13 protein-coding genes and 1 tRNA gene are annotated in these 12,989 nt (G+C 64.7%); 11 read left to right on the top strand and 3 right to left on the bottom strand.

The annotated features are described in order from the left end of the window. The first annotated feature begins 281 nt into the window (after positions 1–281). Complete coding sequence (gene tal / locus VOI21_RS09110; protein ID WP_323769528.1) at positions 282–1,229, top strand: transaldolase; 948 nt, start codon at positions 282–284, stop codon at positions 1,227–1,229. A 50-nt stretch (positions 1,230–1,279) separates the two neighbouring features. On the opposite strand, the gene VOI21_RS09105 is transcribed toward tal, so the two are convergent. Both VOI21_RS09105 and VOI21_RS09100 read right to left on the bottom strand, forming a co-directional pair. Then, the gene (locus VOI21_RS09105; protein ID WP_323769527.1) at positions 1,280–2,296 is read right to left on the bottom strand and encodes a class 1 fructose-bisphosphatase; all 1,017 of its coding nucleotides are present in this window, start codon (positions 2,294–2,296) and stop codon (positions 1,280–1,282) included. A gap of 224 nt (positions 2,297–2,520) precedes the next feature. After that, positions 2,521–4,548 (bottom strand): TonB-dependent receptor domain-containing protein, encoded by a 2,028-nt coding sequence (locus VOI21_RS09100; protein WP_323769526.1) that lies wholly within the window; start codon positions 4,546–4,548, stop codon positions 2,521–2,523. Positions 4,549–4,751: 203 nt separating this feature from the next. On the opposite strand from VOI21_RS09100, the gene VOI21_RS09095 reads away from it, so the two are divergent. The 10 genes from VOI21_RS09095 to VOI21_RS09050 all read left to right on the top strand — a co-directional run bounded on the left by VOI21_RS09095 (position 4,752) and on the right by VOI21_RS09050 (position 12,509). Further along, positions 4,752–5,810 (top strand): hemin-degrading factor, encoded by a 1,059-nt coding sequence (locus tag VOI21_RS09095; protein WP_323769525.1) that lies wholly within the window; start codon positions 4,752–4,754, stop codon positions 5,808–5,810. Further along, entirely contained in the window at positions 5,807–6,706 is a 900-nt protein-coding gene (locus tag VOI21_RS09090; protein ID WP_323769524.1) for a heme/hemin ABC transporter substrate-binding protein, read from the top strand. The genes VOI21_RS09095 and VOI21_RS09090 overlap by 4 nt, the downstream gene beginning before the upstream one ends. Positions 6,707–6,710: 4 nt before the next feature. Further along, positions 6,711–7,778 (top strand): iron ABC transporter permease, encoded by a 1,068-nt coding sequence (locus VOI21_RS09085; protein ID WP_323769523.1) that lies wholly within the window; start codon positions 6,711–6,713, stop codon positions 7,776–7,778. Next, positions 7,775–8,557, top strand: coding sequence for a heme ABC transporter ATP-binding protein (locus VOI21_RS09080; protein ID WP_323769522.1), 783 nt, complete (start codon positions 7,775–7,777; stop codon positions 8,555–8,557). Before VOI21_RS09085 ends, VOI21_RS09080 begins: the two co-directional genes overlap by 4 nt. 11 nt (positions 8,558–8,568) lie before the next feature. Beyond that, positions 8,569–9,318: a ChaN family lipoprotein gene (locus VOI21_RS09075; RefSeq protein ID WP_323769521.1), complete on the top strand. Its 750-nt coding sequence runs from the start codon at positions 8,569–8,571 to the stop codon at positions 9,316–9,318. A 145-nt stretch (positions 9,319–9,463) separates the two neighbouring features. Beyond that, a complete protein-coding gene (locus tag VOI21_RS09070) occupies positions 9,464–9,898 on the top strand; it encodes a hypothetical protein (protein WP_323769520.1) in 435 nt (144 codons plus the stop codon). Further along, complete coding sequence (locus VOI21_RS09065; protein ID WP_323769519.1) at positions 9,895–10,548, top strand: MotA/TolQ/ExbB proton channel family protein; 654 nt, start codon at positions 9,895–9,897, stop codon at positions 10,546–10,548. The genes VOI21_RS09070 and VOI21_RS09065 overlap by 4 nt, the downstream gene beginning before the upstream one ends. Then, the gene (locus VOI21_RS09060; RefSeq protein WP_323769518.1) at positions 10,541–10,927 is read left to right on the top strand and encodes a biopolymer transporter ExbD; all 387 of its coding nucleotides are present in this window, start codon (positions 10,541–10,543) and stop codon (positions 10,925–10,927) included. The genes VOI21_RS09065 and VOI21_RS09060 overlap by 8 nt, the downstream gene beginning before the upstream one ends. Beyond that, on the top strand, positions 10,924–11,313 hold the full coding sequence (locus VOI21_RS09055; protein ID WP_323769517.1) for a biopolymer transporter ExbD: 390 nt from the start codon (positions 10,924–10,926) through the stop codon (positions 11,311–11,313). Before VOI21_RS09060 ends, VOI21_RS09055 begins: the two co-directional genes overlap by 4 nt. Continuing rightward, positions 11,310–12,509 carry a TonB family protein gene (locus VOI21_RS09050; protein ID WP_323769516.1) on the top strand — a complete coding sequence of 400 codons (1,200 nt, stop codon included), beginning with the start codon at positions 11,310–11,312 and terminating at the stop codon, positions 12,507–12,509. The genes VOI21_RS09055 and VOI21_RS09050 overlap by 4 nt, the downstream gene beginning before the upstream one ends. A gap of 239 nt (positions 12,510–12,748) precedes the next feature. Here VOI21_RS09050 and VOI21_RS09045 read toward each other — a convergent pair. After that, positions 12,749–12,825, bottom strand: a tRNA-Arg gene (locus VOI21_RS09045). Positions 12,826–12,989 lie beyond the last annotated feature (164 nt).

Here is a 12,989-nt window from a genome sequence, read left to right as displayed (position 1 = left end):
CCGTCTGGCACCCGAACCGGACCGCGGCCCGACGTTTTACCGGCCGAACAGTGGTTTGAACTGCCCCCGCCAGCCACCCGGCAATTCGCCTCTTGGTGGAGAGCGCATTCAGGGCCAGCGCCCCGGCTGTGCTCCGCCAAGACCAATCGACTGACCGATTGTATCCGGCCTCTGGCCCTTGCCGGTCCCGGCTGCGGGCTTTACCCTTTATCCGGTATCAATTAGGGCGCTAACATCGCCGGCGCCAAAACTGCGTCGATGTCAGCAAGGGGCAAGACACCATGACAACCGTATTGGATCAACTGCGCGAGATGACCACCGTGGTCGCCGACACCGGCGAAGTTGCGGCGGTCAAGACCTATCAACCCGTCGATTGCACGACGAACCCGTCGCTGGTGCTGGCAGCGATGAAGGACCCGGCGTCCGAGGCGCTGGTCTCGGCCGAGATCGGGATCGGGCGCGACAAGGGGCTGGATGCCAAGGCCGTGGCCGACACCCTGACCGTCGCCATTGGTGCCAAGCTGACCGAACTGGTGCCGGGGCGCGTCTCGACCGAAGTCGACGCGCGGCTGTCCTTTGACACGCAGGGGTCCGTGGCGCGTGCGCGGGACATAGTGGCCGACTACGCGGCGCGCGGGGTCGGCAAGGACCGCATCCTGATCAAGCTCGCCTCCACTTGGGAAGGCATCCGCGCTGCCGAGATCCTTCAGGACGAAGGGGTCGACTGCAACCTGACGCTGCTGTTCTCGATGGCGCAGGCCGTCGCCTGTGCCGATGCCGGTGCCTTTCTGATCTCGCCTTTTGTAGGCCGGATCACCGATTGGTACAAAAAGGCCGAAGGCCGCGACAGCTATGCCCCCGACGAAGATCCCGGCGTCAAATCCGTGCGCGGCATCTATGACTACTACAAATCCAACGGCATCAAGACCGTGGTGATGGGCGCGTCCTTCCGCAACACCGACCAGATCAAGGCGCTGGCGGGCTGCGATAACCTGACCATCGCGCCCAAGCTGCTGGACGCCCTTGCTGCCGACACCTCGGACCTGCCCCGCGTCCTGTCACCCGACGCGGCAACCGGCATGGCCCCGATCAAGATGGATGAGGCGCAGTTCCGCTGGGACATGAACGCCGACGCCATGGCCACCGAAAAGCTGGCCGAGGGCATCCGCAATTTCGACAAGGACCACAACACGCTGATCGCGCTGATCGCGGACCGCATGGCGGCCTGACGATTGATCTTTCCGCTGTGGCGGCGGTCCCCGCCGCCACAGGCAAGGCATCAGCCCTGCTGCGCCTCACGGTGATACTGGTCCAGCACATCCACCTCGGATTTCGACCCCAAAAAGACCGGCACCCGTTGATGGTGTGAGGTGGGCACAACGTCCAGAATACGCTCCAGCCCCGTAGAGGCGCGGCCACCCGCCTGTTCGATGATGAAACTCATCGGGTTGGCCTCATACATCAGGCGCAGTTTGCCGCCCTGTTCCCGGTTGCCGTCATCGCAGGGATATATAAAGGCACCGCCGCGCGTCAGGATGCGGTGCACCTCGGAGACCATCGAGGCGACCCAGCGCATGTTGTACCGCTTGCCCCGTGGTCCGTTGTCACCTTCTAGGCATTCGTCGAAATAGCGGCGCAGAGGCGCGTCCCATAGCGCATAGCGCGATGCATTGACCGCAAATTCGCTGCCGGTTTCGCTGATTTTCATGTCCGGATGTGTGATCCGGAATTCCCCTGTGCCCGGTTGGTGGGTAAACCCGGTGACGCCGTTGCCGGTGGTCAGGACAAAGGATGTCGAGGGGCCGTAGACCGAATAGCCCGCGCAAATCTGACTGGACCCGGGCAACAGCACCGACCTGTCATCGCTGGCGTCGATCTCACGATCCAGACGCACCACTGAAAAGATCGAGCCGACGCACATGTTGACCGCAAGGTTCGAAGACCCGTCCAGCGGATCGAAATAGACGATGTAATCCCCCGGCCCCGGATTGTTCTTGAGCCAGTAGACCTCTTCGACCTCTTCGGACACCAGCGCCGCGACGCGGTCGCTGCTGGAGCAGTGGCGGACAAAGACGTCATTGGCCAGAACATCCAGTTGCTGCTGCGCTTCGCCCTGCACGTTTGTCGATCCAGCCGCGCCAAGGGTGCCGGTGAACGCGCCGCTCTGCACAAGATGCGACACGACCCGGCAGGAGGTGGCGATATCTTCGAGCAGCGGGATCAGGTCGCGGTCCAACCCGTCGACACGGCAGGCATTCAGCAGAAATTCGCGGAGAGTGAGAGGTTTGTCATCCAAGGGAGGCGCGCTTTCTTTCAGGTGAGACCGGGGTTTGATGGCGTTGTGCGGCTGCAGGGCACGGATCGTGTGAGGCGGAACCGCCCCGTTCCCCGGCCGATTTCATCCTACGTCTTCTGTGACGCCTATGCCAAGGGCAGTCTGCCCGATGGGCAGGACGCGCCGGACGAGGGGGAACCGGGCAATGCCCTCCCCCCTCGCCCTTTCGTTGCTCTGGTTCAGGATCAGAACGCCTTTGTCAGGCTCACCTTGAACGTGCGGCCCGGAGCCTTGCGCGTCGGCGATGAAAGGTGGCCGACATAGTCCAGATCAAGCGCGTTTTCGATCCCGAAGCGGACTTCGGTCCTGTCCAGCCAGCTAGTCAGCTCAGGCCGCCAAGTTGCGCGCAGATTGTGGACGGTGGCCGTGGGCAGATCCGCGCCAAAGGCATCGCGCCGATCCGCTGAATGGACCATCTCCCAGCTGAGATCCAGCCGGTCGCTCCATTTCTGGCCAAGGGTCAGTTGCAGGCGATCTGCGGCGGCGTTGCGCCAGTCGATCCCGCTAGCGCCCGGTGCAAACTCTTCCCCCGATCCGATGTGGCCCGCCACATCGACGTAAAGGCCGGTCGCATGTCCGTATGAGGCTTCCAGTTCAAAACCGCGCGTCTCGACCCGCTCAAGGTTTGTCGAAGTCGATCCGGCGACCGTGTAACTGGTGATGTCCCACATCTGCGTCGCATAGGCGTTGCCACGAAGGGTCAGGCTGTCGCCGGAGGCAAAGACATCCGCCCCGGTGTATTCGGCCCCCAGTTCGAAGGTATGCGACTTTTCCGTCTTGCGCATCTTGTCGATCGCGACGGCGCCGGCCCCCAGATCGTCGATGATCGGCAGGCCCTCGGTATAGGCCGCGCTTCCAAAGACGGACAGGCCATTGCCGAAATCATAGGCCAAGGCCAGACCGCCCATCAACGCGTCGTTCTTGAAGGTGCCAAAGGTGGTGGCGCTTTCGACCTTGGATGTTTCGTAGCGCAGCGCCGGTGTGACTGTGACCGCGCCCATGGTGATCTCATCAATCAGGAACAGCGCAAGCCGCCGATCCGTACCGCCCGGAGCACCGGCGGCCCCGTTGTCCTTGCGCTCTTTGCGGATGAACTCCACCCCGGCCAGCAGGTCATGCCCGATCATATCCGACCCGAACAGCGCGCGGTTGGACAGGGTCAGCTTGGAGGTTTGATACCGCTGGTCCGCGTTCACGGTGCCGACGAGGAAAGGAAAGGTCGGCGTTCCCTCCAGCGGCGAGGAGCCGGGGACATAGGCGTATTCGATCTTTTGATCGGCGTGGGACAGGTTCATCCGCAGATCGACAAGGTCGCTGGCCGGATTGTAGCGGTAGTCCAGCACCGCTTGTCGCGTGTCGGTCAGCCGGTCGACATTGCCGAAGCTTCCGCCGGTCGTGGCGAACTGGTCATAGGGCACATCCTTGTCGTCGGCGATGGTCTGCGAATAGCTGAACGTCAGTTCATGGGCGTCGTCCTGACCAAAGGTGAACTTGGCCTTGGCCAGACCCGACGGTGTACGAAACGCGCTGTTGCCGATAGTTTTGCCGTCACCGGCGGTCAGGTCCCCCTGATCGCGCAGGGTGTAGTTGAGCAGGAACTCCGCGCCTTGTGTCGGCTGCCACGCCAGCGTGGTGGAACTGACCTTGCCGCCGCCGTTTGAGCTGAACTCGAACGTCTGCGCGCCGCCGAACCCCGGTTCGCCGCCGGTGAAATCCCCGGCATCCTTGGTCTGCAGCTTGACCACGCCGCCGACAATCCCCGCCCCATAGGCAAAGCTGCCGATGGTGCCCCGCAGGACCTCGGCCTGTTTGTAAAGCATCGGATCGGTGAACAGTTGCGTGCCGATGCGATACAGTTCCTCCGATCCCACCGCGGCGCCGTCCACCAGAACGGCAATCTTCTGGTCCGAGCCATAGGTCGTGTTTGCCCCGAAACCGCGAATGTTGATGCCCGACCCCTGTGGCGTGGTGCCGTTGACAAGCGTCACACCGGGGGCGGAATCGATCAGTTGCGCAACGGTGCTGGCCTGACGATCCTCGATTTCCTCTTCGTCGATCACAGTGCGCGACAGCGCCGTGCCAAAGCTGAGGTCCCGTTTGCCGCCGGTCAGAATCAGCGTGCCGAGAAATCCGGGATAGTCCTGCGCTGCCGCAGGCAATGCCAGCGACATGCAAACAAGCGCGGTGGTCCCGCGATAGAGGGGAGAGAGCATTTCCACTTTCCTTCGTGTCCGAGTGTTTTGGCCGCGGCTTGCGAAGGGCTGGCGGAGGCGAATTGTTGCCTGGGCGATAAATCTTATCGCGACGGCTTGCAGCGCTACATTAACCAGACTAAAGTAGTCAAGTAATTTGCGAGAGCCACGCAGGCCACGGTCAGGCGCAGCCATCGGATGATTTTCATGATCTGAGGATGCCCATGACCCAGCAGACCGTGCTGACCCCTGACCACATTCGCGCCGCCCAGGCAGACCACCCAAAGATGCGCGCCCGCGACCTTGCAGACCAGTTGGGTCTAGGCGAGGCGCAGCTTGTCGCGGCGCAGGTGGGCGCAGGTGCGACCCGCATCGCGGCCCATCCCGACCGGATCATGGCCGCTGCCGAACGCCTTGGCGAGGTCATGGCCCTGACCCGGGTCGCCGGTTGCGTGCATGAAAAGGTTGGGCATTACGCCAACTACCACCCCGGCGAACATGCTGCGATGGTCCTGAACGAAGAGATCGACCTGCGCATCTTCCCGTCGCAGTGGGTCCATGCCTACGCGGTCGAGGTTCCCGGCGTCGACGGCGCTTTGCCGCGCCGGTCCCTGCAGATATTTGACGCCGCGGGCGACGCGATCCACAAGATCCATCTGCGTGACGCATCGCACCACGACGCATGGCAGGAGGTCGTCGCGGGCCTTGCGCTGGAAGATCAGGCCGAGGGTCAGGCGGTCGCGCCGCGCAAACCCACCGAGCCGCCAAGGTCGCGCCCCGACAAGCTGGACATCCTGCGCGACGAATGGGCCCGGCTGAACGATACGCACCAGTTCCTGAGGCTGTGTTCCAAGCTGAAGATGAACCGGCTAGGCGCATACCGTATCGCAGGCGCGCCTTTCGTTCGCCCGCTGGCACCCGAGGCCGTCAATACCATGCTGGAGGCCGTGCAGCGGGCCGGGACAGAGGTCATGATCTTTGTCGGGAACCGCGGGTGCATCCAGATCCACTCTGGTCCGATCCACAAACTGCACGCGATGGGACCCTGGCAGAACGTCATGGACCCCGGATTCAACCTGCACCTGCGTCTGGACAAGGTGGCCGAGGTCTGGGCCGTCGAAAAGCCCACCCAGCGCGGATCGGCCATTTCCGTCGAGGCGTTCGACGCCGATGGCGGCATCATCTTCCAAGTCTTTGGTGTCGGCAAGGAAGGCCGCGATTCGAGACCGGAGTGGGGCCGGATTGTCGCGGCTTTACCCGCGCTTGAAGAGGTGACCGCATGACACGCCGCCCCTCTGCCGGTGGCATCGGCATGTTCACCGGCCTCTCGACCGCCATGTTCGGCGCGCTGGTCGCCTGGACGGTCTCTGCCCAGCAGCCGGCCCCGGCGCACCCGCAGGCCGATGTGTTGTCGATCGGCGGATCGGTGACAGAAATCATCGTGGCGCTGGGCCAGCAGCATCGACTGATCGCCCGCGACACTACCTCGACCTTTCCGCCGGATGTGCAAAGCCTGCCGGACGTCGGCTACATGCGCGCGCTGTCGCCCGAGGGTGTGCTCTCTGTCGGTCCCGCGCTGATCCTGTCGACGGAGGGCGCAGGCCCGCCCGAGGCGCTGGATGTGATCCGCGCCGCCGACGTCACATTTGTCGAGATCCCCGAGGCCTATAGCGCCGAAGGCATCCTGCACAAGATCGCTGTTGTCGGCGACGCCTTGGGCGTGCCCGAACGGGCGGACGGGCTGGCGTCAGAGGTTGGTGCCAAGCTGGAGGCGGCGCAGGCGCAGGCCGATGTTGCGCCCGAAGACCGCAAGCGCGTGCTCTTTGTGCTGTCCACCGAAGGCGGCAAGATCAACGCATCAGGGCGCGGGACGGCGGCAGACGCGATCATCCGTATGGCCGGGGGCGTCAATGCCGTCACCGAATTCGACGGCTACAGGCAGTTGACCGACGAGGCTGTCGGGCTGGCCGCGCCGGATGTCATCCTGATGATGAAACGCAGCGGCGATCATGCCGCCGAGAATGGCGACCTGTTCGCCATGCCGGCCATCCGCCTGACCCCGGCGGCTGAAACCCGCTCTGTTGTGCGGATGGACGGGCTATTGATGCTGGGGTTCGGGCCGCGCACTGCGGACGCCGTCATTGCGCTGCAACAGGCGCTTTACGGTCAGTCGGGTTGATCGGATGTCCGTGACGACCGACGACCTTGACCTGCCGCGCGACCGGCAGTCCCGCGCCCGCAACTTGCACTGGCAACTTGCGGGCGTGCTCGTGCTCTGCGCGCTGCTCAGCCTTCAGGTGGGGGCGGCGGATGTGACCCTGACCGCCCTCATCGGCAAACTCCTGAGCGGCACGGAGCTAGGCCAGATCGAGCGCGTCATTCTGTTCGACATCCGCCTGCCGCGCCTGACCATGGGCATTCTCGTGGGGGCGGCCCTCGCCGTATCGGGGGCCACCATGCAGGGGTTGTTCCGCAATCCCCTTGCCGATCCGGGTATCGTCGGGGTCGGCGCGGGGGCCGGGTTGGGTGCAGTCCTAGCCATCGTTTTGGGGGCCTTTCTGCCGGTCTGGGTGCAGGACCTGACCGGAAATCAGCTGACGCCCTTCGCCGCCTTTCTTGGGGGGTGGGGAACGACGCTGGTGCTGTACCGCGTGTCCACCCGGCACGGGCGTACCTCTGTCGCCACCATGCTGTTGGCCGGGATCGCGCTGGGGGCACTGGCAGGGGCATTATCAGGTATTCTGGTCTACATTGCCGATGACCGGCAATTGCGTGACCTCACCTTCTGGGGAATGGGGTCGCTGGCGGGCGCAAGTTTCGCCAAGGTCCTGTCCGTCGGGCCGCTGATCGTGGTGTCGATCGGCGTGGCGCTTGCATTGGGGCGTGGCCTGAACGGTCTGGCGCTGGGAGAGGCCACTGCCGCCCATATCGGGATCAACGTCCAGCGGATGAAAAACATCGCCATCCTTGCCGTTGCAGGGGCCGCCGGGGCGGCGGTTGCGGTCTCGGGGGGGATCGGATTCATCGGGATCGTGGTGCCGCATCTGTTGCGGTTGTGGTCGGGGCCAGATCACCGCACGCTTCTGCTGAATTCGGCGCTGCTGGGGGCTAGCCTGCTGGTCCTTGCCGATGTGATTGCCCGCGTGGTGATCGCCCCTGCCGAGCTTCCTATCGGCATCGTGACCGCCGTGCTGGGCGCGCCGGTCTTTCTCTGGATCTTGTTGAAACGTCGGGGGCTTGTCGGACTATGACACTCGAAGCCGAAGAAATCCGCGTCCGCTATGGCCGCTTTGACGCCCTGCGCGGCGTCACCCTGCAGGCCCAACCCGGTGAAGTCACGGCCATTGTCGGCCCAAACGGGTCGGGGAAATCCACCCTGCTGGGGGCCATCGACGGCACCATTCCGCATGACGGCCGGGTCCGCCTGAATGGCCGTCCGGTAGCGGACCAACCAGCCTGGGCGCTGGCGGCACTGCGGGCGGTCTTGCCGCAATCTTCCCGCCTTGCATTCGCCTTTACCGTCCTCGAAGTGGTCCGCATCGGGTTGCAATCCGGGTCCGCCGGCGACCGGCCAGAGGTGCCCATGCAGGCGCTGGCCCGCGTCGGGCTGGCCCATTATGCTGACCGGCTTTTTCAGGATCTGTCGGGCGGCGAAGCGCAGCGGGTCATGCTGGCACGGGTTCTGGCACAGGTCTGGGCCCCGGTCGAAAACGGAGAGCCGCGCTGGCTGTTGCTGGATGAACCGGTATCAAGCCTCGACATCGCGCACCAATTGCAGGTCATGGAGATCGCGCGCGATTTCGCCCGCGCTGGCGGAGGTGTCATCGCGGTGATGCATGACCTGAACCTGACCGCGCTCTATGCTGACCGGGTGGCGGTGTTGGCAGAGGGGCAGCGTCTGGCCTTTGGAACCCCGGCTGAGGTGCTGACCGATGACACGCTGTCGCGCGCTTATCGGTGTACTCTGCGCGTCTCTGCCCCGCCGCCGGTGGGCATTCCTTATGTCCTGCCGCACGCTGCCTCTGCCTGAAAGGATCGCATATGCGCCTTGTTGCCGTCATTCTCTGCCTTGCTGGATCCGCCGTTGCCGATCCCGGCCCCGACATCGTCATTCTGGGTGAGGTTCACGACAACCCCGACGCGCATCTGGGACAGGCCGCCGCGCTTGCGGACCTGCGGCCAACCGCTGTCGTCTTTGAAATGCTGACGCCGGACGAGGCGGCCAAAGCCGATGCCGACCGCACGCTGATCGCGCAAGCATGGGAGGCAAGCGGCTGGCGGGATTTCCCGATCTACGCGCCGATTTTCGACGCTCTGGGCGCGGCACGGATTGTCGGGGCCGCCGCCCCGCGCGATACGGTCCGCTCTGTCTACAACGATGGTCCCGCCGGGCTGTTCGGGGCTGACGCGCCGCGTTTTGGTCTGGACCTGCCCCTGCCCGCCGACCAACAGGCGACACGCGCCGCGCTGCAATTCGATGCCCATTGTCAGGCGATGCCGATTGAGATGATGGCGGGCATGGTCGCCGTCCAGCGCTATCGCGACGCGGTCTTTGCCCGTGCGGCGCTGGCCGCGCTGGAGACCTACGGCGCGCCCGTCGCTGTGATCGCGGGGAACGGCCATGCCCGCACCGACTGGGGCGTGCCCGCACAGATCGCGCGGGCCGCCCCCGGTGTCACAACCCATGCCATCGCCTTTGTCGAAGGTCCGACAGACGTGCCCTTTGACGACATCCGCATCGTGCCACCGACCACCCGTGACGACCCCTGCGCCTCTCTCAAGGCAAACTGAGGAACCGGCGCATGCGTCGCGGCAAAATATACCTTATGGTTTTTATTGGGTATTGAGTCCACCCACTCTGGCTGGTATCTCTTTGCCATCCAGCAAGGGCCGTGACCCCAGCCAAGTAGAATTCGGGAAATCGGAGGCTGGAGCCATGCGCGCATTCCAGAAAAGCTTTGCCGCCATATGCCTTGCCGCCGCTCTGGCCGCAGGGTCTGTCGCGGCCCAAGAGGTGCAGGGCGCACATCTGTCCATCGAACTCAATGCGCTGGAACCCGTCGAGGATGCGTGCCGGATGAGCTTCCTCATCCAGAACGGCCATACGACTGACATCGAACAGGCGGTGTATGAGGCCGTCCTGTTCGACACGGATGGCCAGGTGAACCGCATGACGTTGTTCGATTTTGGGGAACTGCCCGCCGCGCGGCCGCGCGTGCGGCAGTTCATCATCTCCGGCCTGGCCTGCGCCGGGCTGGGTCGATTGCTGATCAATGGTGCAGAAACCTGCAGCGGTGAAGGCATCGTTCCCGGCGCCTGCACCAAGGGGCTGGAACTGCGCAGCCGCACTGATGTGGAGATCATCGGATGATCGACACGGTGCGCGCGGCTCTTCTGAGGATATTCGATCTGGGTGGCCCGGTGGTCATTCTGCTTGGCGCGCTGTCCATTCTGGTGGCCGCCGTCATCCTGTACAAGCTTTGGCAATTCGCCGCTGCGGGTGTCGGACGGCACAAGGCCCTGCGCGAGGCTGTCGAGGCATGGGACATGGGCAACCGCATGGCCGCACGCAGACATCTGGACGCTTCGCGCAGTTATCTGCGCCCCGTGGTGGCCATGGCGCTCGACGGTCAGTTAGATGCCGAACGGCTGGGCGCCGAGGCAGAGGCCCGTTTCGCGCGGCTGGAATCCGGTCTGCGGCTGCTCGATTCCATTGCGCAGCTGGCACCGCTTCTGGGGCTGTTCGGCACCGTTCTGGGCATGATCTCTGCCTTTCAGGCGCTGCAGGACGCCGGGGCGCAGGTCGATCCCTCACTCCTTGCGGGCGGGATCTGGGTTGCCCTGCTGACCACGGCGGTCGGTCTTGCCGTGGCCATGCCGACGGCCCTTGTGCTGAGCTGGTTCGAAGGCCGGATGGATGCGGAACGCGTGCTGGCGCAAAAGGCGCTGCGCACCATTCTGGCCCCCGCCGGTCAGGTCGAGGTGGCGACCCCGCCGGTCCGCTCTGCCGTCCATGCGTAAGCACCACCGACGGCGGCGGTTGTCGATGACCTCGCTCATCGACGTGATCTTTCTCCTGCTGCTTTTCTTCATGCTCACCTCGACCTTTACCAAGTTCGCCGAGGTGGAACTGGCGGCGGGCGGCGGTGGCACAGGGGCGACCTCCGCCACCGCGCCCGTGTTCCTGCGCCTTGAAATGGACAGGCTTAGCCTGAACGGCACCCAACGGGACATGACCGCCCTTGCCGACGCTCTGAAACCGCATCTGTCCCGGACGGCTGGCGAGCTGCCGGTGGTCGTGGCGCTGCAAGCGGACGTGACGGCGCAGCGCCTGACCGATCTGCTGGTCACCATCCGCACCATCCCCGGCCTGAACATCACGGTACTGGAGGCGACATGAAACGCGCCGGTCGCAAGACTTCCGAACGGGAACCCACCATCACCCTCATCAACATCGTTTTCCTGATGCTGATCTTCTTCCTCGTCGCCGGAACGCTGGCACGCCCGCTGGACAAGACCCTGACACTGGTCCGAACCGCCACGCTTGACGGGACCGCCCCCGCAGATACGCTTGTCGTGCACGCAGACGGGCGCATCACATGGAAAGGCGCACCGCTGACCACGGTTTCCGCCTATTTCGCGCAGTTGCCGCCTGTCGCGCAGGCGCGGGTGCGCGTGGTCCCTGACCGCAATCTCAAGGCGGCCCAGCTAATCCGCATCGCCCGGGATCTGCGTGTGGCGGGGGCAGAAAAGGTGATTATCGTCACCGAAAAGGCCCTGAAATGATCGCTTCCTCCCGCCTTGCCAAAACTGCCGCGCTGTCACTGGCGCTGGTCGCGCATGGGGCCATTGCCTTGACCCTGTCCTCCCCGCAAGAGGCCCAAATCGACGGTGCACCCGGCGGGCCCGAGGTGCGGTTGGGCACGTCGTTTGCCGATATGTCCGCAGGGCGCGTCGCCCCTGAACCTGCCGAGGACACCGCCGAAAGAGCCGATCCTGACAAGACAGACCCGGACCGGGCCAAAGAGACCGCCGAAAAGGCCACGCCAGAGAAAACGGACCCCGAGCCCCCCAAGGACACCGCTGAAAAAGTGACGCCGGAAGAGACGCGCCCGGCCCGCCCCCGGGACACAATCGAAAAACCCGACCGGACCACCGTTGCCGCCAAACCGGCCGCGACCGGCCCGGCGTTGCGCCATGCCAATGACACAGCCATCGCGCGCCCCTTGAACCCCGTGGCCCCCTCTTCGCGTGCCCTGCCGGTCAAGGCGGAGGCAGGTGTGGCGTTGGCCGTACGTCAGCCTGACAAAGGCGCACCGGACCAACGCGCAGCACTGACGCCGACCGCTGCGCCGACCCGCGTGTCGCCCCTGTCTCCGGACAAGGCCGCGCCGGTCACGGCCTCCGCTCCGCGTCCCTTGGCGACATCGGAATCGGCGGACCCGATCAGCCCCGCTGCCGCACCTGTGCACCGCCTGACCGGCGAAGCCCCGAAAAGCGCCGCTGTTTCCCGCTCACTCCGCCCACGCGTGCGCTCCCCAGGATTCGAAGCCGCGCACAAACCGGTCGCGAAGCCAAAACCGACACCGAAACCCAAAGCCGTCCCTCCCAAAGGCGGCGGCGGCGCAAAACACAACACCCGCGCGGGCGAACTGACAGGCAATCGCGCCGCAAAGAGCCCGACCAGCGGTGCCGCCGGTCGCAAGGCCGCCACCGGCAACGCTTCGGCCAGCAATTACCCCGGCCTTGTCATGCGCAAACTGTCTCGTGCTGGTCGGCCCAAGGTGAATGCCCGTGGAACGGCGGTTGTCTCTTTCACGGTTACGTCCAGCGGCGGCCTTGCCTCAGTCTCATTGTCGCGCAGTTCGGGGTCCTCCACGCTTGACCGGGCGGCCCTGCAAGTGGTGCGCAATGCGGCCCCATTCCCGCCACCGCCAAGCGGCGCAAGGCGCGGTTTCGCCATCCAGATCAAAGGCCACTGACCCCCGTACCCGGATTAGGCGAACCAGTACCCCCATGGGAACCCCAAGCGCCTTTTAGTCCTATGTCTGGGCTTTTGCCGCGCGCGCCGATTGCCAAAACCCGATGCGCCGCATCAGGCCGCCAAAGGCCCTTACCCATGCCCGCGACACACAGCCCAACCAACCTTCTGGGCCAAACCTCTGGCCAAAGTGGCTATTCGGCCCTGCTACACGCTAAAATCAGGGAAAAGACGGCATCATGGCGACCCCGGCAGGATTCGAACCTGCAACCTGCCCCTTAGGAGGGGGCTGCTCTATCCAGTTGAGCCACGGGGCCGTGCGCTTGGTGGATAACCGCTCCGCGTGCTGCTGTCACCCTTGGATTGGCTGCAATGGCGGCTCTGGCACCCGCGGTCCATGTGCGTCCTTGTGAACCCGGGACAAGGGGCCACAGACCAACGCCTGCGGTCCCCCGCCCCCTTGCGCACCGCCCCGATTGCG

Source organism: Antarctobacter sp., from assembly GCF_034670325.1.
Lineage (GTDB): Bacteria > Pseudomonadota > Alphaproteobacteria > Rhodobacterales > Rhodobacteraceae > Antarctobacter.
This window is presented reverse-complemented; position numbering and strand designations above follow the sequence as displayed.